23 protein-coding genes are annotated in these 20916 nt (G+C 32.2%); 9 read left to right on the forward strand and 14 right to left on the reverse strand.

Annotation, left to right across the window (positions count from 1 at the left end):
- The first annotated feature begins 86 nt into the window (after nucleotides 1–86).
- Together ACTU6T_RS15605 and ACTU6T_RS15610 are read left to right on the forward strand one after the other, a co-directional pair.
- Entirely contained in the window at nucleotides 87–1454 is a 1368-nt protein-coding gene (locus ACTU6T_RS15605; RefSeq protein ID WP_460219130.1) for a DEAD/DEAH box helicase, read from the forward strand.
- Between the two features lie 6 nt (nucleotides 1455–1460).
- Nucleotides 1461–2240, forward strand: a complete 780-nt coding sequence (locus tag ACTU6T_RS15610) for a S1/P1 nuclease (RefSeq protein WP_460219131.1) — start codon at nucleotides 1461–1463, stop codon at nucleotides 2238–2240.
- 131 nt (nucleotides 2241–2371) lie between these two features.
- Here the strand turns inward: ACTU6T_RS15610 and ACTU6T_RS15615 are convergent, their stop codons facing one another.
- The 4 genes from ACTU6T_RS15615 to ACTU6T_RS15630 form a co-directional block, all read right to left on the reverse strand.
- Nucleotides 2372–3202 (reverse strand): mechanosensitive ion channel family protein, encoded by an 831-nt coding sequence (locus ACTU6T_RS15615; RefSeq protein WP_460219132.1) that lies wholly within the window; start codon nucleotides 3200–3202, stop codon nucleotides 2372–2374.
- A 21-nt stretch (nucleotides 3203–3223) separates the two neighbouring features.
- Complete coding sequence (locus ACTU6T_RS15620) at nucleotides 3224–3406, reverse strand: hypothetical protein (protein ID WP_460219133.1); 183 nt, start codon at nucleotides 3404–3406, stop codon at nucleotides 3224–3226.
- On the reverse strand, nucleotides 3406–3981 hold the full coding sequence (locus ACTU6T_RS15625) for an RNA polymerase sigma factor (RefSeq protein ID WP_460219134.1): 576 nt from the start codon (nucleotides 3979–3981) through the stop codon (nucleotides 3406–3408). The genes ACTU6T_RS15620 and ACTU6T_RS15625 overlap by 1 nt, the downstream gene beginning before the upstream one ends.
- 175 nt (nucleotides 3982–4156) lie before the next feature.
- Entirely contained in the window at nucleotides 4157–4579 is a 423-nt protein-coding gene (locus ACTU6T_RS15630; RefSeq protein ID WP_460219135.1) for a MotA/TolQ/ExbB proton channel family protein, read from the reverse strand.
- Between the two features lie 189 nt (nucleotides 4580–4768).
- Between ACTU6T_RS15630 and ACTU6T_RS15635 the strand changes: the two genes are divergently transcribed.
- From ACTU6T_RS15635 to ACTU6T_RS15645, 3 genes are all read left to right on the forward strand, one after another.
- Nucleotides 4769–5830: a sensor histidine kinase gene (locus tag ACTU6T_RS15635; protein WP_460219136.1), complete on the forward strand. Its 1062-nt coding sequence runs from the start codon at nucleotides 4769–4771 to the stop codon at nucleotides 5828–5830.
- Complete coding sequence (locus ACTU6T_RS15640) at nucleotides 5823–6539, forward strand: LytR/AlgR family response regulator transcription factor (RefSeq protein ID WP_460219137.1); 717 nt, start codon at nucleotides 5823–5825, stop codon at nucleotides 6537–6539. The genes ACTU6T_RS15635 and ACTU6T_RS15640 overlap by 8 nt, the downstream gene beginning before the upstream one ends.
- A gap of 67 nt (nucleotides 6540–6606) precedes the next feature.
- The gene (locus tag ACTU6T_RS15645) at nucleotides 6607–7197 is read left to right on the forward strand and encodes a hypothetical protein (protein WP_460219138.1); all 591 of its coding nucleotides are present in this window, start codon (nucleotides 6607–6609) and stop codon (nucleotides 7195–7197) included.
- A 5-nt stretch (nucleotides 7198–7202) separates the two neighbouring features.
- Here the strand turns inward: ACTU6T_RS15645 and ACTU6T_RS15650 are convergent, their stop codons facing one another.
- Genes ACTU6T_RS15650 through ACTU6T_RS15660 form a run of 3 tightly spaced genes read right to left on the reverse strand, consistent with a single transcriptional unit; the run spans nucleotide 7203 to nucleotide 8820 of the window.
- A complete protein-coding gene (locus ACTU6T_RS15650) occupies nucleotides 7203–8066 on the reverse strand; it encodes a DUF922 domain-containing protein (protein WP_460219139.1) in 864 nt (287 codons plus the stop codon).
- A gap of 4 nt (nucleotides 8067–8070) precedes the next feature.
- A complete protein-coding gene (locus ACTU6T_RS15655; RefSeq protein ID WP_460219140.1) occupies nucleotides 8071–8478 on the reverse strand; it encodes a DUF2721 domain-containing protein in 408 nt (135 codons plus the stop codon).
- A gap of 18 nt (nucleotides 8479–8496) precedes the next feature.
- Entirely contained in the window at nucleotides 8497–8820 is a 324-nt protein-coding gene (locus tag ACTU6T_RS15660) for a hypothetical protein (protein ID WP_460219141.1), read from the reverse strand.
- Between the two features lie 177 nt (nucleotides 8821–8997).
- Here ACTU6T_RS15660 and ACTU6T_RS15665 point away from each other — a divergent pair, with 177 nt between their 5' ends.
- Nucleotides 8998–10728, forward strand: coding sequence for a tetratricopeptide repeat protein (locus tag ACTU6T_RS15665; protein ID WP_460219142.1), 1731 nt, complete (start codon nucleotides 8998–9000; stop codon nucleotides 10726–10728).
- A 7-nt stretch (nucleotides 10729–10735) separates the two neighbouring features.
- Here ACTU6T_RS15665 and ACTU6T_RS15670 read toward each other — a convergent pair whose 3' ends face one another.
- The 4 genes from ACTU6T_RS15670 to ACTU6T_RS15685 all read right to left on the reverse strand — a co-directional run bounded on the left by ACTU6T_RS15670 (nucleotide 10736) and on the right by ACTU6T_RS15685 (nucleotide 15318).
- The gene (locus ACTU6T_RS15670) at nucleotides 10736–11551 is read right to left on the reverse strand and encodes a DUF6090 family protein (RefSeq protein WP_460219143.1); all 816 of its coding nucleotides are present in this window, start codon (nucleotides 11549–11551) and stop codon (nucleotides 10736–10738) included.
- A gap of 186 nt (nucleotides 11552–11737) precedes the next feature.
- Nucleotides 11738–13138 carry a dihydrolipoyl dehydrogenase gene (lpdA, locus tag ACTU6T_RS15675; RefSeq protein ID WP_460219144.1) on the reverse strand — a complete coding sequence of 467 codons (1401 nt, stop codon included), beginning with the start codon at nucleotides 13136–13138 and terminating at the stop codon, nucleotides 11738–11740.
- 114 nt (nucleotides 13139–13252) lie between these two features.
- A complete protein-coding gene (locus ACTU6T_RS15680; protein ID WP_460219145.1) occupies nucleotides 13253–13762 on the reverse strand; it encodes a hypothetical protein in 510 nt (169 codons plus the stop codon).
- Nucleotides 13763–13896: 134 nt separating this feature from the next.
- Complete coding sequence (locus ACTU6T_RS15685; RefSeq protein WP_460219146.1) at nucleotides 13897–15318, reverse strand: serine hydrolase domain-containing protein; 1422 nt, start codon at nucleotides 15316–15318, stop codon at nucleotides 13897–13899.
- A gap of 204 nt (nucleotides 15319–15522) precedes the next feature.
- Between ACTU6T_RS15685 and ACTU6T_RS15690 the strand changes: the two genes are divergently transcribed.
- Entirely contained in the window at nucleotides 15523–16575 is a 1053-nt protein-coding gene (locus ACTU6T_RS15690) for a sensor histidine kinase (protein WP_460219147.1), read from the forward strand.
- Nucleotides 16572–17261 (forward strand): LytR/AlgR family response regulator transcription factor, encoded by a 690-nt coding sequence (locus tag ACTU6T_RS15695; RefSeq protein WP_460219148.1) that lies wholly within the window; start codon nucleotides 16572–16574, stop codon nucleotides 17259–17261. The genes ACTU6T_RS15690 and ACTU6T_RS15695 overlap by 4 nt, the downstream gene beginning before the upstream one ends.
- Here ACTU6T_RS15695 and ACTU6T_RS15700 read toward each other — a convergent pair.
- Both ACTU6T_RS15700 and ACTU6T_RS15705 read right to left on the reverse strand, forming a co-directional pair.
- Nucleotides 17258–17884, reverse strand: coding sequence for a CPBP family intramembrane glutamic endopeptidase (locus tag ACTU6T_RS15700; protein ID WP_460219149.1), 627 nt, complete (start codon nucleotides 17882–17884; stop codon nucleotides 17258–17260). The genes ACTU6T_RS15695 and ACTU6T_RS15700 overlap by 4 nt on opposite strands.
- Before the next feature lie 27 nt (nucleotides 17885–17911).
- Nucleotides 17912–18370, reverse strand: coding sequence for an Lrp/AsnC family transcriptional regulator (locus tag ACTU6T_RS15705; protein ID WP_460220780.1), 459 nt, complete (start codon nucleotides 18368–18370; stop codon nucleotides 17912–17914).
- Between the two features lie 168 nt (nucleotides 18371–18538).
- Here ACTU6T_RS15705 and ACTU6T_RS15710 point away from each other — a divergent pair, with 168 nt between their 5' ends.
- Nucleotides 18539–19765 (forward strand): aminotransferase class I/II-fold pyridoxal phosphate-dependent enzyme, encoded by a 1227-nt coding sequence (locus ACTU6T_RS15710; RefSeq protein WP_460220781.1) that lies wholly within the window; start codon nucleotides 18539–18541, stop codon nucleotides 19763–19765.
- Nucleotides 19766–19817: 52 nt separating this feature from the next.
- Here ACTU6T_RS15710 and ACTU6T_RS15715 read toward each other — a convergent pair whose 3' ends face one another.
- Nucleotides 19818–20843: a metal-dependent hydrolase gene (locus ACTU6T_RS15715; protein ID WP_460219150.1), complete on the reverse strand. Its 1026-nt coding sequence runs from the start codon at nucleotides 20841–20843 to the stop codon at nucleotides 19818–19820.
- Nucleotides 20844–20916 lie beyond the last annotated feature (73 nt).

The raw sequence follows: 20916 nt of genomic DNA on the forward strand, positions 1-20916 counted from the left end.
TAGGATAATTATGTATAACAAAGTTGCAAATTAAAGCTGTCATTAACAAGTCTGTTTTTTCCGAAGTAAAAAATTACCTTTGCAGCATGGAACAACAAACCACATTTCAGGATTTAAACCTAAGTACACCATTATATAACGCTTTGGATGATTTAGGGTTTGAATACCCAACACCTATTCAGGAGCAAGCATTTAATGTGGTCGCATCTGGAAAAGATGTTGTAGGGATAGCGCAAACAGGAACTGGTAAGACTTTTGCATATATGCTGCCAGTTTTACGACATTTAAAATACTCTACACAAGATAATCCAAGAGTACTTATTCTAGTTCCTACTCGAGAACTTGTAGTTCAAGTAGTCGATGAAATAGAGAAACTCGCAGCATATATAAACGTAAGAGTTTTAGGTGTTTATGGCGGCACAAATATCAACACACAAAAGCAAGCTATTGCAGAAGGTTTGGATATTATTGTAGCTACTCCTGGGAGATTATTCGATTTAGCCGTAAGTCGAGTATTGCAATTAAAGTCAATCCAAAAACTCATTATTGATGAGGTTGATGTGATGTTAGACTTAGGCTTTAGACATCAATTATTGAATATTTTTGACATCTTACCAGAACGACGACAAAACATTATGTTTTCGGCAACAATGACCCAAGATGTAGATGAATTAATTACCGATTTCTTTACCAAACCTCAACGTGTAACAGTCGCAGTTTCTGGAACACCTCTTCATAATATTGAGCAACAACGCTATAATGTTGCCAATTTTTACACTAAAGTAAATTTAACAGAACATTTACTACTTGATGGCGAGACCTACAGTAGAGTATTAATTTTTGTTGCATTTAAAAAATTAGCCGATCGGTTATTTAATGAATTAGAAGATCGTTTTCCTGGTCAATCCTGTGTCATTCATTCAAATAAAACGCAAAACTACAGACTACGCAGTATTGAACAATTTAGAGCTGGTGAACATCGCATTTTAATTGCAACCGATGTGATGGCTCGTGGGTTAGATATTGAAAATATTAGTCATGTAATTAATTTCGACACTCCTATATACCCAGAAAACTACATGCATCGCATTGGTAGAACAGGTCGTGCAGAACAAAAAGGTAAGGCCATTAGCTTTTCAACAGATAAAGAACAGGAGCCTATTGAAGGCATAGAATCCTATATGAATATGTCGATTAAGTTGATAGAATTTCCTCAGGAGGTTGAAATATCAAAGCAGCTTATTGAAGAAGAACGGCCTCAAATTAGAGAACGAAATAATCCTACAAAACGTAGACAAGATGAAGATGCTCCTGGACCTGCGTTTCATGAGAAAAAAGACAAGAATAAAAAAGAAAATAAAGGCGGCTCTTATAAGTTTAAAATTGCAGCCAAGTATAAAAAACCAAAAACTAGAGGAGATAAGAATTATAATAAACGAAATAAACGCAAATAGACTAAAATGAAACAACTATTCTTAATGTTAATTGTCTTCGTTTTTCTAGGACAAATTCACGCTAAAGAATCTACGGCATGGGGAAAAAAAGGGCATCGAGTTGTAGCTTCTATTGCAGATAACTATTTAAAAGCTAGTACCAAACGTAAACTAAAGAAGTTACTACATCACGAATCTTTAGCTTTTGTATCAACCTTTGCAGACGAGATTAAAGCTGATAAGCGCTACGACAAATACAAAACTTGGCATTATATCAATATGCCTCTAGACGGGACTTATGCAACTTCTGAAAAAAACCCTAATGGCGACTTAGTTACTGGCATTGCCTATTGTAAGGAAATCATTACTAGTAAAACATCAACAGATGACGACAAAGCCTTCTATCTAAAATTACTAATTCATCTTATAGGAGATTTACACCAGCCATTTCACATAGGGCTTAAAGATGATCGTGGTGGTAATGACTTTCATGTACAGTGGAATTTTAAAGACTCCAATATGCATAAGGTATGGGATACTCAAATGATAGAATCTTACGGAATGAGTTTTACAGAATTAGCAAATAATGCAGATTATTTATCAAATGATGAGATAAAAGCAATAGGAAAAGGAAGTGTATTAGATTGGGTTTCGGAGACACATCAACTCACTAAAACTATTTATAATTCTGCTAAGGAAGGCGAAAACTTACGTAACTCCTACTCTTACAAATATTTACACATAGCTAGACAGCAAATGCAGAAAGCCGCCATTAGACTTGCTGTAATTCTAAATGACATTTTATAAAAAACTTTATTTTTGCAACATTAAGGTATGGACAAAAAATCCCTTCTCAACTTAATGAGAAGGGACTATAGAAAACCAAAGTAGACTAGATCTTGTAATTGACATAATTATAATCTATAACCCTAGATTGTCTAGTCTACAACCTTAATATGGCTTTCTACAATATCTTTAACTGGAATGATTACTTTTTTGCCATTAAGGTTTTTTAGTACCACAGAAATATTATTAATGGCATCAATTTCATAAACTTCACCTTTAAATTCTATTTTCTTACCAATTTCAAATGTTTTTCTGGTATAGAACGTTTTTAATAAATCGGTAACTACATCCTTAGCACCTAAGCCAAATGCTAATGCAAATGCCACTAGAAAGGCTGCAAGTATCATTGTAAAATTGCTTGTGATAATATCGGTGTTAACTCCAGCTTGATTTAATGCAGTTATTGAAATGAATACCAATAATAGTAAGAAAACAATTTGACTAATAATCTTAGAGCCAGACAAGTCCATAGACTCAAAAAACGATTGCAATCCTTTCTTAACGAAATTAGCAAATAACAATCCAGCAGTAAAAATGACTAGCGCTACAAATAATTGAGGTAAGTATCCTAAGAAATTACTAATCTGTTCTGATATAATTTGAAGCCCTAAAATATCAGACACGATAATGAGCAACATGACATAAATCATCCACTTCACAAAAGAGCTTACAATTTTAATAGTATCAAAGTTTAGCTTTTTGCCTTCTACAAATTCTATGGCATTAAGCTTGTCATCAAGCTTATTGGCTTTAGCTAATTTTAATGCCTTCTTTATTAATCTAACAACAATCTTAGCAATGAGCCATCCTATAAATAGCACAACTAAAGCCACAAAAACATTCATTAGAACTCTAGTTATATCTGGCCACATTCCAGATAAGGATTCTATTGCGGTATTTTTATATTCTGTTAATTTATCCATGATTTATTAGTAATTTAATAGCTATGATTTGTTTATATCCCTTTTACTTATAACGGTTTCAATGACATCACCAAGATTATATGAAAACAGCTCTGCCAATTCCATAAGTAGTTTTGCTACAGCAATATCATTCATAACCTTAGACTTCAATTCCTGAGGAACTGACTTCAATGGCTTATCTATGTCTCTAAACGGATTTTCCATTACTTAAGGTTATTATTATACACGGTTAACAATTTATCTTTAGCGCGTTTGATTCTCATCTTGACAGCGCTTTCTCCTACACCTAAAACACTTTCGATTTCCTTTATAGAAAGGTTATCTTGATATTTTAGTAACAGTATCATCTTCTCGTCAGGTGATACCAATTCTAATGCTTTCTTGAGTTTATCAACTCGCATATCGCTAAAATCTGAAGAATCATCATATTCTTCAGAAATATTCTCAATATCTGCATAATCTACAGATTTCTTTTCAAACTTTTTAGCTGTATTTCTAGTCACATAATTTACACAATGATTGTACGTGAATGCGTATAACCATGTCGAAAATTTTGATCGACCTTTAAAACTTGCCAGCTTGACAAACAGCTTTAAAAATACGTCTTGCGTCAGATCTTTTGCTTCATCTTCGTCTTTAGCAAACCCATAGCATTTATTGTAAACTAAATTAGCAAAACGATCGTACAATACACCAAACAAGAGTGTATCATTCGTTTTGACAATTTCGCTTACCAGCTCTTCGTCAGTTAATATGTCAATTTTACCAGAGGGTTCCAAATATGTTGGATTGAGTTATAAGGTTTATATTAAGACACAGCACATTTAATAAAGTCACTCATTTTTTAATTAATATTCTAAAATTAAAAAATTTAACAATCTTAAGGATTAAAAAATAGACATAAAAAAAAGCGAACATGAATATGCTCGCTTTTAACTTTGATCGTTTTTTGATTTATTCTGAAACGTCCTTAGATGGTAGAGTTAGTCTTAAAACTAGAATTCCTAATCTGGCTAACACAAAGGAAAACAACCCAAAAGTTGCTGTTAACAACGACACTTTAAGTCCACCAGCAAAAACAGAAGGATCAGGATTTCCCATAGCTTCAACAGAATCAAACGCTGTAATAAGTCCGATAACAGATCCTAAAAAACCTAATACTAAGCCTAATAAACTTGAATCGACTGCTAGCTTTAACATTTTTTGAGCAGTCACTACAGATGTTTTATTGCTAACAATTCCCTTAACAACAAAGGCCAATGAGGCTATTAAACATAACAAAATAAGGGTCATAAATAAGGGGCCACCTTCCATAAAAATATTAGTAGAAATAGATTGAGCAAATAGTGTACTACATGTAATCGTTAGTGTGTTCATAGTTTTTAAATTTAGTTAAACATGTCCAAACTTAAAAATTAGATACGCTCAGTTTTCATTAATGCGACCAATACCCAATTTATTGATGGATATAACATAAATGTCAAAACCCTAACTAAAATAGTAGTTCGTCTCTAATTGCTGATTTCAGAATAAAAATATAGTATTATTGTAGAGCAGAATTAAAATATGTTTACAAGGCAATTCATTTTAAAAAAATTAGGACAAGCACTTTTACACCTTCTGTTTTGGATTGGTGTACTTTTGTTTTACACCTATTTTTTTGGAGGTACACATACCAACTTTAATGACACGTTACAGTTTTCTCTTTTTCTGATGCCTATAACAATCGCAACTACCTATGTATCTACATACAAACTTATTCCAGATTACCTTATTACCAAACGCTATTGGCGCTTTGCTGTTTACAGTATCTATACCCTTATAATTTCAGCATATCTCGTTGCTGTATCTATCTTTTTTAGTTTGATTTATTTATCAAATTTTGAGTATTCTGAAATGAATCCAGCTACAAAAAATATCATTTTCATTATTACCGCAGTTTATTTAGTAGTCGTTGTAGTAAGTGCCTTTAAACTTTTAAAACTAAACCTTAAACAAATTTCTAAAACAAAACAGTTAGAAGCGAAAATTCTTAGCACACAACTCAAATTAAAAGAGCAAGAACTTAATTATTTGAAGATGCAAATTCATCCACATTTCTTATTCAATACTCTTAATACGATGTATGGTTTTGCTTTAAAAAAGGCAGAAGAAACACCAGATATGATTTTAAAACTATCAAACCTTTTGGACTATCTGCTCTATCAAACTGAAAAGCCCTTTGTGTTACTTTCAGAAGAAATTGCACATATCAATGATTATATTGAATTAGAAAAGATGCGCTTTAATGACAAAATCAATGTGCAATTTGAAATGTCAATAGAATCAGATACCACCACCATCGCTCCAATGGTATTATTACCTTTTATAGAAAATAGTTTTAAACATGGGAGCATTGTTGAAAACTCACTCAATATTGCTATTATATTAACTGCAACATCAAATATGGTACATTTCAGTATTAAAAACACTCATACCAAAAACAATACAACTACACCTGGTCTTGGGTTAGAGAATATAAAAAAGCGTTTAGAACTCTTATATCCCGATAATCATAATCTTAATATTTATGATAATCTTGATACATTTGAAGTTTCGCTACAATTAAATTCAACTATTTATGACTAAACCACACACAATATCTTGCTTGATAGTTGATGACGAAGCCATTGCACGAGAGATTATTGCTACACATTTATCCAAAATTAAAAACGTAACTATCGTAGCCTCGTGTAGTAACGCCTTAGATGCCTTTAACTGTATTAGTAACCAAACTATAGATTTGGTGTTTTTGGATATTAATATGCCTGAAATCTCAGGCATATCATTTGCAAAATCTATAAATAATAATATCAAGGTAATTTTCACAACAGCATACAGGGACTATGCTGTAGAAGGTTTTGAGCTTAAAGCTGTTGACTATTTATTAAAACCAATTTCATTTGAGCGCTTACAAATAGCAGTAAGTAACTATTTTGAAATTTACGGACACAAACGTGAAGTAATTGTTTCAAGTATTGATGCATCTGATTTTATGTTTATTAGGTCTGAGCGCAAAATGATGAAAGTAGATTATGCAACTATTATCTACATTGAAAGTTATAGTGACTACCTTAAAATTCACCAAAAAGGTAGAACACTAATCACAAGAGAAACTATAAGTGCTATTGAAGCTAAGCTTCCAAAGCATTTGTTTTTGAGAATTCACAGATCGTATATTATTTCAATAAACTCTATTCAATCCTTTACAAACGAACACATTACAATTAACAACAAAGTGCTTCCCATTAGCAGAAGCTATAAAAAAGAGGTTTTACAACATTTAGAGAAATTTTGAAATTTCACTCAATAAAACTCGTATATTAGACGTTGCCTTATAAACTACTTTTTTAAATTCCTGCTTAATGAAAGAATATCTACATAACGTTATTCCTAATTTAAAACCATTTGACTATACATTACATCATGATGATTTATTTATTAATCAACAATGGGTTTTAGTTAATGAGATTTCAAAAAAGAAATCTATTTATACGTTTAAAGCTGATAATATTCTTGAAATATCACGAAAGCAATCTATTATCGAAACATCATGGACTTTAGATATTCAAAACGTATTTTCTATTGAAACAGAAGACGGACTTATTACTGTAAAGGCTTATTTTAAAGACGATGATGTTTTAGTGCTTAACCATCAAGATAAAAAGGAATTTGCAGTATTTATAAATACAACCAATTATACTAAAGACTTGAACTCGATTGAAGACATCCAAAAGTATCTGAGTGACAAATACAAGCAAAAAGTTAGTAATTTAATATACGAACACGAATTTTATTATATCGAGAAATCTGAGGAGTTCGGACCATTTACAGTTGAAGAACTTTCAGAAAAAGTAAATAACAAAGCTATTAGTGTTTATTGTTTTGTTAGAGATATCAATGAAGATGACTACAGTAAGCGTCTCAGGATTTATGACCTCATTAAAGAATTATAAATGTCTTAGTTTGATTTATACAAATCATACTTCTCTAATTCAATAATAACTATAGCTTCCCATTTTTCTTGAATATCGGTCTTCTCTCCTCGCAAGGTTTCTTCATCATACTGTTCTTGTTTAAATCTTAATTCTGCATAAATTTTATTAAAAATTTCATTCGCACGATACAGTTTACTGCTATTGATTTTAGCATCTGAAAAAGCTTTTCTTAGCTTTCGAGCATAAATTTCAGTGAGATCAAAATGGATTTGTTCATGTCTCAATACATAATCATTTTTGGCATGTGGCAAAACCCAACTGCGATCTGTATTAAATATGCTTTGTACAAACAACTTACCATCTTTGAAAAGATTCTTAGCAGATTCATAGCCAAATCCAGAATTGGTTACTGCTAAAGCATTAGGGAAGTTTTCTAAATCAGGCTCTCCTTTAAAATCGTCCCAAGTTAATTTTCTATCTGCTCGCCATTCAATTTGTGATTCATAAATTTTTGGATCGTCAACGTTATAAATATGTGCCCATAATTGATGACAAGTACTCCAATTACCAGGTTTTTTATGCTTAACAATTTTCATCAAATTAGCTCCTGAAGCTCTAGCCATTGACTTTAAATTTTGAATGTTTTGGTAATAAGTACAATTTTCAGACAAGCCAGAATCTGTGGCTTTAATTTCGCCAATCTTTTCTTTAGGAATCAACTGATCATCAATAGCATCGAGTACAACTACAATTGCATCATTAGACAATGGTGGCAAAGTCTTTGTGATATTACTTTTTAGCTTAGGAGCACATGATAAACACAAAATTAGATATAAGAACGCGCTCTTTTTTATTACAGAAAGTTTAGTTGAAAACAGTAATGTCATAGTATTATTTTTCCTTTAAATGGCTTTCAATGTCACTTAAATGCAAGCTTAATGCACGAATAGAAATTTGAATTTCTTTAACTAAGAGCGCTAGAGACAAAATTAATAAGATTAAGGCAACACCAAATATCCATACAGCCAAAATATGATAATCAATATATATTAAAAACATTGTCAATACACATAACAACAAACTTAAGATACCCAATATTTGCATCCAACGCGTAAGGTTAAGCCTAAGTTTCAAATTTTTGATTTGCGCAATTAAAGACTGGTCCATATGCTCGAGATACTTATCATGCAGATTTCTAATCACAGCCGCATAAGCCAAAAATCTATTGGTATAAGCGAGCATAATTAAAGAAATTGCTGAAAACAGTAAAGCAGGAGTGGTAAGTGTTAGTTCTTCCATAACAACTAAATTAAGCTATTATTTGGGTTTTAAAGTCATCACATAAGCATAACTTTTATTGAAATAATCAATAAGTAGTTGTTTCTCGCTATATAATGCCTCAGGTACTTTCACATAATCTCTCATGACCGCTCCATATGAGCGATATTCTGTGGCATTATACAGTTCTTTAAACTCTTTTTGCGCTTCTTTTGATAACCGAATTCCAATTTCAGCATCTTTATTTAAGAGTGTAAACATATAACCATTGGCAGATGTGTAGATCATTTTTTTGCCTTTGCGCTCAAAATCTGGACATTGCTCCACAATGCTGTCATAAAGTTTTAAACGGTCTTCCCACATAATCTAAGAATTTAGATATTAAAGTTACAAAAGACGTTTTTAAATGAATTCTCTTTACTCATTTTTTTCCATCTATACTTTAAAACACACTAAATATACATGTGTTATTGTCTGTCTATAGTCGATTAGTTATTTTACAGACAACTTGAATTACGAATCCATCAAAATTTAACAAAGATGAAAAACACATATTGTTTTCTACTTTGCCTCATTACCTGCTTCCTTTCTTGCAAAACCGACAAATCAGAAGAGCAACTTGTTGTAAAAACACCGCCTTTGGGAAAGTATACTTGTGCGCCCAGAATCACAGATGCTGATTGGTATAAAACAGATAATAAAGCACCTCTGTTTGATGGTTTAGGAACTCTAAACTATCCAATCACTACCAATAATGAGCTTGTTCAAAACTATTTTAATCAAGGATTGACCTTAGCTTATGGCTTTAACCATGCAGAAGCCGCTCGCTCATTTTTTTATGCAACAAAGCTAGATCCAGATTGCGCAATGGCTTATTGGGGTTATGCCTATGTTCTAGGTCCTAACTATAATGCAGGCATGGAAGACGATCATTATGAACGTGCTTATAATGCTATTCAAGAAGCTAAACGTCTATCTACTACCTGTACAGGCAAAGAAAAAGCATTAATAAATGCTATGTCGGAACGCTATTCTGTAACACCTCCAGAGGATCGCACTTCATTAGACATTAATTATTCAAATGCCTTAAAAGAAATATATAACACCTATCCTAATGATTCGGAAGTAGCTACATTATATGCAGAATCAATCATGAACTTACATCCATGGGATCTCAATGAAAAAGATGGAACTGAAAAACCTTGGACACCAGAAATTGTTGCACTTCTCAATGGTATTATTAAAAACAACCCAACTCATCCTGGAGCTAATCATTTCTATATTCATGCTGTTGAAGCATCAAATACACCCGAACGTGCGTATGCCTCAGCAAAAGTATTTGATGATGGTACAATTCCTGGTGCTGGACATTTAGTTCATATGCCATCTCATGTCTATATTAGAACTGGAGATTACCATAAAGGAACAGTAGCAAATATAAATGCTGTAAAAGCCGACAGTACTTACGTCACCTTGTGTCATGCTCAAGGCGCTTATCCTCTAGCGTATTATCCTCACAATTATCATTTTATGGCAGCAACAGCAGCTTTAGAAGGTAATAAACATTGGGCCATGATTGGTGCAAACAAAGTTTCAAAGCATGTTCATCCAGATATAATGGCTGAGCCAGGCTGGGGAACATTACAGCATTATTATGTAATCCCTTACTATTCTATGGTAAAATTCGGGATGTGGGATGAGATTCTTAAAAAAGAAGAATCGAGCAACCTAAAATATCCACTAGCAATGCAACATTATGCTAAAGGGATGGCTTATATCGCAAAAGGAAAACTTGACAATGCCAAAAACGAATTAAATGCTTTAAAAGTATATGCTGCAGATGAAAGTATGAATAATATTACCATTTGGGATATAAATACAGTAGGCAATTTAATTGGTATAGCCGATAAAGTACTAGAAGCCGAATTATTAGCAGCACAAGGGAATTTTAAAACGAGTATAGCTTTGCTAAAAGACGCCGTAAGCATTGAAGATGCCTTAAATTATAATGAACCTCCAGATTGGTTCTTCTCTATTCGGCATCATTTAGGCGATATATTTATTCGAAACAAGCAATACCAAGAAGCTATTACTACTTATCAAGAAGATCTAAAACGGCTCCCAAAAAATGGATGGGCTCAACATGGATTGAGACTTGCTTATGAAAAATTAGGTGATGCCGAAAATGTATCCAAAATGAATGCTGCAATTGAAGAGAGCTGGTCGACAGCAGATGTTGAACTTATTGGATCTAAAGTGAAATCTAAATAGTTTCAATTTAATTAGCTTCATTACTAGTAGTAATACTTTCTAATAGTACTATAAGCTCTTCTAATTGATTTTTAGTTGCTTCTAAAACTCCAATTTTTGCACTTTCATTTCCTATTAAGTAGCGTAAATCTTTCAATATAGATTTGTCTTTTTTCAAGTTTTCAATAACTACTTGAGCGATAGACTTATCAATGCTTATTTCACATGTTTTTGGCAAAGCTACTTCATATCCATTTCTAACTTTAATATAAACATCACCACATTTGGATCTTATTTCTGACTGAATATTATCTGGCATTTTACCTCTTAAATTCTTTCTATAGTTATTTTGAAGTTTAAATACAGTTGATTCATCCCAATTAATTTCATAGTAACGTATTAATGCTGTTTTTAAATCTTCATTGCTAATTAAATTAATTTGACCTGATGCAATCAGTTCTTTGTAAGTTGATGCCGCAGAATTTGGGTCATGCAACTGACTTGCCTGATATATATCTATTAAATTTTGAACTGGATTAGGGTCTATCTCATTAGAATTTTCAAAAACTACAGTTGCTTTTTTTGCATGAGAATAAACTTGAGTTGAATACTCTAAAGTTGCTTGAAGAATTTCTATCTCTTCTCTAACATCTTCTAAAAGTCGTTCGTAATATTTAGATTCTAATTTTTGACTCATACGATTTTCATTCCAATTATTAATTTGAAGCGCAATTAGAATGCCTATAACTACAAGAATAATTTCACCAATGGCATATTTAAAGTATTTACCTATTTTATTTTGCTCAATAAAGGATTTACGAATATGGCGGAAAAATTTAATCATTCACTTTCTAAATTGAAAGCAAATTAGGTCGATGGTAGTTGAGGATAGTCAGTTTGTGCTTAAAGATATTAAAATGCTGCAACTATGGATGTTTTTACACAGAAAAAAGCGAACTCATTGAGTTCGCTTATAATAATTTAATTTATAAATAAGATTCCTCGACTGTGCTCGGGAATGACAAATTATTTAAATATGTAACGGTCTATCATCTGTTGCAGCTAAAGCAGCTTCTTTCACTGCTTCTGCAAATGTTGGGTGTGCATGTGACATACGAGAAATATCTTCAGCAGAAGCTCTATACTCCATAGCTACAACTGCTTCAGCAATTAAGTCTGCACAACGTGCTCCAATCATATGAATTCCCAAAACTTCATCTGTAGTTTTATCTGCCAAGATTTTTACAAATCCATCTAAGTCTCCACCTGCTCTGGCACGTCCTAGTGCTCTAAACGGAAATTGACCAGCCTTATAATCTACACCTGCTTCCTTTAATTCTTCTTCAGTTTTACCAACAGCAGCTACTTCTGGCCATGTATATACAACACCAGGAATGAGATTATAATTAATATGCGGTTTTTGACCAGCTAAAGTTTCAGCAACAAATACGCCTTCTTCTTCCGCTTTATGCGCTAACATCGCACCTTTTACTACATCTCCAATTGCATAAATATTTGGCACATTGGTTTGTAAATGCTCGTTGACTTCTACTTGACCTCTATCATTTAACTTCACACCAGCAGCTTCAGCGTTTAATCCATCTGTATATGGGCGTCTCCCAACAGATACTAAACAATAATCTCCAACAAACTCAACAACTTCGCCTTTTTTGTTTTCGGCTTTAACAATGACTTCATCACCTTTACGTTCAACCGACTGAACTTTGTGAGACATCATCATTTTAAACTTTGCTTTTTTAAAGACCTTGTTTAATTCTTTTGATAAACCTGCGTCCATAGTTGGCAGAATACGATCCATATATTCAATCACAGTCACCTCAGCTCCTAATCTTCTGTATACTTGTCCGAGTTCCAAACCAATCACACCACCTCCAATTACAATCATGTGCTTTGGAATTTCCTTAAGCTTTAACGCTTCAGTTGACGTAATAATACGTTCTTTATCTAAAGTAATAAACGGTAAGTTTGACGGTTTAGAACCCGTTGCAATAATGCAATTTTTTGCTTCAATCTCTTGAGCATCTTTCCCTTCTATACTAATATGAGTTGCATCTTTAAAACTCCCTAAGCCTTCAAAGACATCAATTTTATTTTTTTTCATCAAGAAATCAATTCCTCCGGTAGTTTGATCTACAACAGCTTGTTTACGAGCTATCATCTTTTCAAGATTAACCTTGATATCACCAGGAATTTCAATTCCATGCTCTTCAAAATGTTTGGTAGCTTCTTCGTAATGGTGTGATGATGCTAACAATGCCTTACTAGGAATACATCCAACATTTAAACATGTACCGCCAAGTGTAGAATATTTTTCAATAATTGCTGTTTTCATGCCTAGTTGAGCACAACGAATTGCTGCTACATATCCACCAGGACCAGAGCCTATTACTGCTACATCGTATGATTTCATAAATATATATTTTCAGAGTTAAAGTTATGCTTTGACATCATATAGGATAACAAAGCAAAAAATCGACTACAAAAATACAAATGTTTTATGGGAAGGCAATAAAAAAAAGAGCTTCTAATATAGCGATATAATAGTTTTTTTTAAACCTAAAGACTTCAGATAATCTTTAGTTTCTCTAGCCTCCTCTCCGCCTTTATCAGCGTGATGCAATAAGGTATAACCATGAGGTCCTTTAGCGTGTAAAAGTTTTGGTGAAAAAGCTATCATTGTTTTGAGAATATCTAATTTGCCAAACAATGCAAATGTAAAAATGTTGGCTTGAGCACCATTATCTAAAAAATACCGTACTAATTCTTTATGACCAACATGACTAGCCGCACCTAAACCTGTTTCAAAATCACCACCTCTCCAATCATGAGCAGCATTTAAAAGTGTTGGATGTTCTTCTAAGAGTTTTTTTACCACATCAAATTTACCATGAGAGGCACCAACAAATTTCTGTACAAGTGCTTTATCTAATTGCGGCTTTTCGTCTTGATCTTTAATTAAATTTAGAGCCATCCCAGAAGATGGAACCAATAGTGCACCTATTGCTGCTGTTTTAATAAATTGATTTCGATTCATAATAGTAATGTATTGGTTGAAGCAATAAGATACCTAAAAAGGTAAAACGTAAACAATTGTTTAACATCACATTATGTTAAAGTTATTCTTATTGAACTACCAACCAACACATAAACACCCTTAAGTTAAAAATCTTATTTCACTTGAATACCTCCAACTTTCACACTATTTGTACTATCAACTTCGATACTCATTAACAATGTGTTTTTATCAAATTGGATATTAATATCATTATCTCCAGTTAAAGCAACTGTCTTAACTTCTTGACTACCAATCTCCTCATGTATCTGTTTAAACATATCTAAATGATCTTTCATTGGCATCAAATTCATCAATTCGGTTGAAAAATTTTCGGTAATAAAATGTTCCCAATCGGAAGTGTCATCATTTTGAATTACGGTTAAAAAGGTTTCAAGAATTTGTTCCATTTTTTCTTGAGACTTAGCTTCGTTTTGACTTATTCTTATATTTACATCTGGTTCAAAATTTGGCCTTAGAATAATTCCTGCAAGTTGAGAAGTAAGAACATCATAACCTCGATTGGAATGATTAGTCATCATAATGATTGTAATATCTTCATTGAGATATCGCCAAAAATCTGCAAAGAAAATTCCGTTTCCTCCATTATGAGCTATAAGATCAGTGTTTCTTGGTGTTGGGAAAATAGCCCATCCATAACCATAATGGGATTGAGCTCCTTGGCCTTCAGCAACATGTTTAGCATACATTTTAGCTTTTGAAGCTTTGGATAAAATCTTAGTTCCTAATAGCGCTTGATGCCATTTATACATGTCTTCCACAGTTGACAATACACCTCCATTACCTTTGAGATGCCATGATACTTCATTTTCCCATTTCTCATTAGGTCTCCCCCATTTTCCGGAGTCTTTATATCCAACCGCGACATCCTTTTGATTGTAATTAGGTCGCAGATATCCTGTTTGTTCCATTTGTGATGGTTTCCATAAGTTTTTATACAAAAAGGTTTCGTAAGGTAGACCAGATACCTTTTCAATTACCATTGCTAGTAAGGTATAACCAACATTGGAATACTCATAATTGGTACCTTCAGAAAATAATAACTTCGAAGACATTGCTTTTGAAATAAAATCAGCAGTTGAAATTTCGTGATAATCATGACCTAATGCAGGTGGTAACCCTGAAGAGTGCGTTAATAAATGATGAAGTGTTATGTTGCGTTTGTCTACTGGTACATTTTTAAAATATTTAACAATCTTATCATCGACTGTTAATTTACCTTGCTCTTCTAATTTCAAAATCCCAGCAGCTGTAAACTGTTTGGTGATAGATCCAATATCAAAAACAGTAGCTGCTTTGTTTTTTATTTTTGACTCTTTGTCGGCAAATCCATATCCTTTTGAATTGATGATTTTTCCTTTATGAGCAACTAAAACACTTCCTGAAAATTGTTTTTTTTCCAGCTGGTTTAAATAGTTAGAGACTTTGATCTTTAAATTTTGGTCAGACTTATTTTGAGCTTTAGAGCTCATACTACACATTGCAAAAATTAATACTAGTTTTAAGATTGATTTCATGAGTTTAAATTTTAATATTTTATCCAAAACTAACCGGAGTATATTATTATTAATAATAAAAGTTATTATCCCTTCTTAATTGTTGTGTTTCCTCAAAAAACATAAAAAATTAATATTACATCACATTAAAACCTATCTACATCACAAATTATATATAAGGATCAGTTATTTTAAATTTTCAGATTACTTTTATACTTATATTGTATGAAGCGAATAATAGAAATAACACTAAACGTCCTATTCTGGCTAATCTGTTTTTACTTAATCTTTTCGATTATAAGTCCGCAAAATAGAGAAGTTGAACTCATTGACGGTAAAGAGATTGTAACAATTACTTATGATAACATGAGTGTTATTGGAACAGTTATCGGGTTTATTTTAAAGATGTCTCTCTATTACTTCAACGTCTACTTTTTATCAAGGTATTTCTATCAAAAACAATTGAAGAGGTATATTTTATTTTTGTTTTTAGCGACTATTATTGCTATTGCAATAGAGTTAGTTAAAAACAAAATTATTTACGGATTTGAGTTATACATTTTTGAAACTCTTATAGCAACCTTATGGTTATATATCTTTTTTGTAGGCATGTCTTTCGTCCATATTATCATATTGAGATGGCAAAAAGAAGAAGCTCTAAAACAGCAACTTAAAGAAGACAAATTAACCGCTGAGTTGCAACTATTAAAATCTCAAATCAACCCTCATTTTCTATTTAATGCTTTGAATAATTTATTATCCATTTCCGAAAAGCATCATCAAACTGAAATATCTACTGGAATTGCTCAACTTTCAGAATTATTACGTTTTTTATTACATGATACCTCAGGAGAAACCATTCTAATTTCAAAAGAAATAGAATTTATCAAAAATTACATACAACTTAATAAATTGAGATTTGACTCTAACGATCCAATAGACATCTCATTTAAAGTCAATAGCGATATTGATAACGTAAAAATAGCGCCTGCCTTATTAATTCCGTTTGTAGAAAATGCCTTTAAACATGGTATTGACATCTATACTGAATCGTATATTGATATTAGTTTAACAAAAGAGAAAAACACTTTATGCTTTTCGTGTAAAAACTCTTTGAAACCAAAGCAGGAGTCTACAGAAACGATGTCGAAAAACTCTGGTATTGGGCTTCAAAATGTAAAACGTAGATTAGCAATATTATACCCAAATAGACATGATCTAGAAATAATTCAAGAAAATCATTCTTATTGTGTTAATCTTCAACTACAATTGATATGATGATTGAAGCAATAATAATTGACGATGAACCAAAAGCTATAGAGTTACTAGAACACTATTGCGAAAGATCTAATGATATTTATTGTAAAAAATCATTTAGAAACCCAATTGAGGCGCTTGAGTTTATTGAAAATAATCATCCGCAATTGATATTTGTTGACATAAATATGCCAAAATTAAGTGGAATTCAATTAGCAAAACTAATCCCTTCAGACAGCCATGTTGTTTTCACAACTGCATATCCTGAATATGCTGTAGAAAGTTATAATCTAAACGCTACTGATTATCTTTTAAAACCAATATTATATCATCGTTTTTTAAAAGCTGTCCATAAAGTTTTAGAGCTTAAAACACAACAAAGAGAGCTTCAACAGAAAACGGTTAAACGCACCATTGTAATCAAAAGCGGCTATGAAAAACATCAACTTCTTTTAAATGATATTTTATATCTAGAAAAAGATGGAAATTATATGGTTTATCATACTAAAACGAAAAAAATATTGGCTCGAGAAACAATAGCCATGGCTTTAGAAAAATTGCCAGCATCTTTCATCCAAGTGCACAAATCTTTTATCATTTCTGTGGATCATGTAGATGTTTTAAAATCAAAGTTTTTAACTATCAATTCTACTAAAATTCCATTAAGTAGTCGATACAAGTCTACAATAGAACGCCATTTAAATTAAGATGGAAAACCAAGCATTGCTCCCATCCCAACAGTAAATAACCAACAGCCATAAATAGCATGTTCAATAGACACTAAAAGTGTAGATTTTGTATTCTGAAATGTGAATGCAAACAATAATCCTCCTATAAAAGTTAGGATCATGACTAATCCATTTCCGAAGAATATATGTGCTAAAGAAAATAGTGCCGCATTTATAACAAAGAATAATCGTTGGTCTTTAAATAAGGATTGATATCTCTGAAAAAAGAACGTACGATAAATCAATTCTTGGGGATAAACTGAAAAAAAGCTGTAGATAAACAAAATCATCAACCACAGCAATGGTTTATTCAAAATCACAACGAATAAGTTCTGCTTATCAACAAACCACATATACATTGTTGTGAGAATTGCTATTCCAGCAAGTTTCAAAAATGTGTATCTAAAAAAAGTCTTCCAATCCAAATGCTGATTGATCTTGAACTTATTCTTTTCAACACGCAATAACACAAATAAAACATAGAGAAATCCAAGAACACCAATAACCATTTTAATCCATACAGGATAAGTAACTGCAAAACTTACAGGAATTAAAATAAAAATGATAAAAAACTCGGTGAGCTTATAGGTAACAGATTGCATACTCTAAATGTAATCAAAAAGTAGATTCTAAATTGAAATCGCTGTAGTATGTTTAACCTCATTAATCATAAAAGCACTTTGCGTACTTCCTATATGACTTATATTCGTTAATTTTTTGACTAAAAATTCCCTAAACTCGTCCATATCTGCTACCAATATTTTCAAAAGATAATCGTAATCTCCACTTATATGATAACATTCTAGGACTTCATCTAATTTAGTTACTTCTTTTTCAAAATCAACCACATTGCTTTTTGTGTGTTGCAACAATTTGATACTACAAAACGTAACAAAACCTCTGTCAACAGATTTTTTATCGATTAGAGCTACATATTTATTAATAATACCTTCGCGTTCTAACTTTTTGATACGTTCATAAATAGCAGTAACCGAAAGGTTCAATTTATTTGACAATTCTTTATTGGTTTGTTTGCTATCCTCTTGTAAAAATTCAAGCAATTTTTTATCGATTGCATCAAGCTGTATCATTTTGAAAAATTTTCAGTTTCATCGTCTGAAACATCATTTATAATGCAAAAATAACCATAAAAAGTTTTATATATAGTTTTATAAACTAAATAAACAATCAACTATTGATTATTATTCTTATTAATCTGAAATTTGATGTCAAATAAACTAAAAAACTCAACTCTAATGGCTTTTAAACCAGCAAACAATATTCAAGATTTACAATATTTTGGAGAATTTGGAGGCGTAAACCCTTCCATTTCAGATTCATCAACTTATACATTTCTATCGGCAAAAACTATGTTCGATACTTTCGAAGGTAATGCAGATGGTTGCTATTTATATTCTCGTCACTCCTCTCCTTCAAATTTATACTTAGGAGAAGCTTTAGCGGCTATGGAAGGTACAGAAACTGCAAATGTTTCGGCCTCAGGAATGGGAGCAATTACGCCAGTTTTACTACAACTTTGTGGTTCTGGAGATCATATTGTATCAAGTAGAACCATTTACGGTGGAACTTATGCTTTCTTAAAAAACTTCACACCCCGATTCAACATTGAAACATCATTTGTAGATATTACAAAACTAGATATCGTTGAGGCAGCTATCACCAAAAACACTAAAGTTTTATATTGTGAATCTGTAAGTAATCCATTGCTAGAAGTTGCAAATATTAAAGGACTAGCTGAGATTGCGAAGCGTCATAATTTAAAATTAGTTGTAGATAATACTTTTTCTCCTTTATCCATTTCGCCAGCTAAATTAGGTGCAGATGTGGTTATTCATAGTTTAACAAAATTCATTAATGGATCTAGTGACACTGTTGGTGGTGTTGTTTGCGGAACTCAAGAATTTATTGATGACTTAAGAAATGTAAACGATGGTGCGTCTATGCTTTTAGGATCAACAATGGACAGCCTACGTGCGGCATCGGTATTAAAAAACTTAAGAACTTTACATATCCGAATGCAACAACATAGCTTAAATGCGAGTTACCTTGCTGAGCAATTTGAAAATGACGGACTTAAAACCGTATATCCTGGATTATCATCACATCCTTCTCATGAGCTTTTTAAATCGATGATGAATGAAAAATATGGATTTGGAGGTATGCTCACTATAGATGTTGGAAGCTTAGACAAAGCCAATGCTCTTATGGAAATGATGCAAGAAAAAAACTTAGGGTATTTAGCAGTGAGTCTTGGATTTTATAAAACTTTGTTCTCTGCTCCAGGAAGCTCTACATCTTCAGAAATACCAGAAGATGAACAAGTAGCTATGGGCTTAAGTGATGGCTTAATTCGTTTTTCTATTGGATTAGATGCTGATATTGAACGTACCTATGAAATGATGCGTGAATGTATGGTAGCCTTAGACATTTTAGAACCAAAAACTCAAGCAGTATTAGCTTAAACACATACCAACAATTAATTATTAAGCCTTTCAATGTAGTATTGAAAGGTTTTTATATGCCTTTAAGCCGTTCCCAAAGTGCCGACATGGTGTATTTAAAATCTTCCATTTCTGGAGTAAAAGGCTTCATATCTAAACGATCTTCAGTTTCATAGAGCTTTAAATTAAATACCGACTTATAACCATCTCTTGTTTTCACTAATGGATACCTCAAGTCGCTATATAAAAACTCGCCTTGCTCATCAATGGCCTCCACATTATAATAACCATTACTAAACCAGGCCAAACATTCTATATCCTCTATATATTGATGATTAGAAATTCTTTTTTTAGGAATGGATTTCCATTCTGAAAATTGATCCGATGTATCACATAACGAATAAAAGGCTACTTCATAGGTATGTTCTGTTTCTGCAATACCATACCATAGAATATTATTAAAAATTGAGGGTTGTACACTAAAGCGTTCAAACGAGATCCTTTCCTCAATTAAAGATGCTTTAAATACACTATCGATATATAACTTATTAAATATTGTAAATATCATATAAACTGAGCTGATTCCAATTCCAAGTTTCAGCCAAAATCGTCGTTTATCATTTTGTCTATTATAAAACATTAAAATGATAAGGCAAATTAAAAATGGAAGAGTATAAAGCGGATCGGCAACAGCAATATTGTTAAACGCCACACGATAATTAGAAAACGGAGCAAATAATTGGGTTCCATAAGGAGTAAAACAATCTAATATTGGATGCGTAATCAACGACCATAAAAACAATAACGTCCAATCCTTTTTTGTAGTTGAACCCAATCTTTTTCCAGAGTCATATAATTTATGAACCAACCATCCAAAAACGAAAGCACCAAATATGGAAAAGAAAATGGAATGCATAAAGCCTCTGTGAAATAACATGGCATCAATTTCATTGTTGTATAATACACTTCCAACAATAACATCTAAATCAGGAATGGTGCCACCAATAGCCCCAAACAGCAAAGCTTTATTTCCAATTTTTTTCCCCAGAACAGCTTCTCCGCAGGCAGCTCCTAAAACAATTTGAGTTAATGAATCCATATAGATTATTAGAATTGAAATGCAAAAGTAAGGAAGAATAATGATTTGCAGAATAGCCAACATTATTGTAACA

It is taken from the genome of Psychroserpens citreus (genome assembly GCF_055686305.1).

Coding starts and splice junctions, on each gene's coding strand:
- ACTU6T_RS15635 (WP_460219136.1), top strand. CDS start 4,769: ATGTTTACAAGGCAATTCATTTTAAAAAAATTAGGACAAGCACTTTTA.
- ACTU6T_RS15605 (WP_460219130.1), top strand. CDS start 87: ATGGAACAACAAACCACATTTCAGGATTTAAACCTAAGTACACCATTA.
- lpdA (WP_460219144.1), bottom strand. CDS start 13,138: ATGAAATCATACGATGTAGCAGTAATAGGCTCTGGTCCTGGTGGATAT.
- ACTU6T_RS15620 (WP_460219133.1), bottom strand. CDS start 3,406: ATGGAAAATCCGTTTAGAGACATAGATAAGCCATTGAAGTCAGTTCCT.
- ACTU6T_RS15715 (WP_460219150.1), bottom strand. CDS start 20,843: ATGGATTCATTAACTCAAATTGTTTTAGGAGCTGCCTGCGGAGAAGCT.
- ACTU6T_RS15640 (WP_460219137.1), top strand. CDS start 5,823: ATGACTAAACCACACACAATATCTTGCTTGATAGTTGATGACGAAGCC.
- ACTU6T_RS15665 (WP_460219142.1), top strand. CDS start 8,998: ATGAAAAACACATATTGTTTTCTACTTTGCCTCATTACCTGCTTCCTT.
- ACTU6T_RS15630 (WP_460219135.1), bottom strand. CDS start 4,579: ATGAACACACTAACGATTACATGTAGTACACTATTTGCTCAATCTATT.
- ACTU6T_RS15615 (WP_460219132.1), bottom strand. CDS start 3,202: ATGGATAAATTAACAGAATATAAAAATACCGCAATAGAATCCTTATCT.
- ACTU6T_RS15650 (WP_460219139.1), bottom strand. CDS start 8,066: ATGACATTACTGTTTTCAACTAAACTTTCTGTAATAAAAAAGAGCGCG.
- ACTU6T_RS15695 (WP_460219148.1), top strand. CDS start 16,572: ATGATGATTGAAGCAATAATAATTGACGATGAACCAAAAGCTATAGAG.
- ACTU6T_RS15700 (WP_460219149.1), bottom strand. CDS start 17,884: ATGCAATCTGTTACCTATAAGCTCACCGAGTTTTTTATCATTTTTATT.
- ACTU6T_RS15655 (WP_460219140.1), bottom strand. CDS start 8,478: ATGGAAGAACTAACACTTACCACTCCTGCTTTACTGTTTTCAGCAATT.
- ACTU6T_RS15645 (WP_460219138.1), top strand. CDS start 6,607: ATGAAAGAATATCTACATAACGTTATTCCTAATTTAAAACCATTTGAC.
- ACTU6T_RS15710 (WP_460220781.1), top strand. CDS start 18,539: ATGGCTTTTAAACCAGCAAACAATATTCAAGATTTACAATATTTTGGA.
- ACTU6T_RS15610 (WP_460219131.1), top strand. CDS start 1,461: ATGAAACAACTATTCTTAATGTTAATTGTCTTCGTTTTTCTAGGACAA.
- ACTU6T_RS15670 (WP_460219143.1), bottom strand. CDS start 11,551: ATGATTAAATTTTTCCGCCATATTCGTAAATCCTTTATTGAGCAAAAT.
- ACTU6T_RS15680 (WP_460219145.1), bottom strand. CDS start 13,762: ATGAATCGAAATCAATTTATTAAAACAGCAGCAATAGGTGCACTATTG.
- ACTU6T_RS15690 (WP_460219147.1), top strand. CDS start 15,523: ATGAAGCGAATAATAGAAATAACACTAAACGTCCTATTCTGGCTAATC.
- ACTU6T_RS15685 (WP_460219146.1), bottom strand. CDS start 15,318: ATGAAATCAATCTTAAAACTAGTATTAATTTTTGCAATGTGTAGTATG.
- ACTU6T_RS15660 (WP_460219141.1), bottom strand. CDS start 8,820: ATGTGGGAAGACCGTTTAAAACTTTATGACAGCATTGTGGAGCAATGT.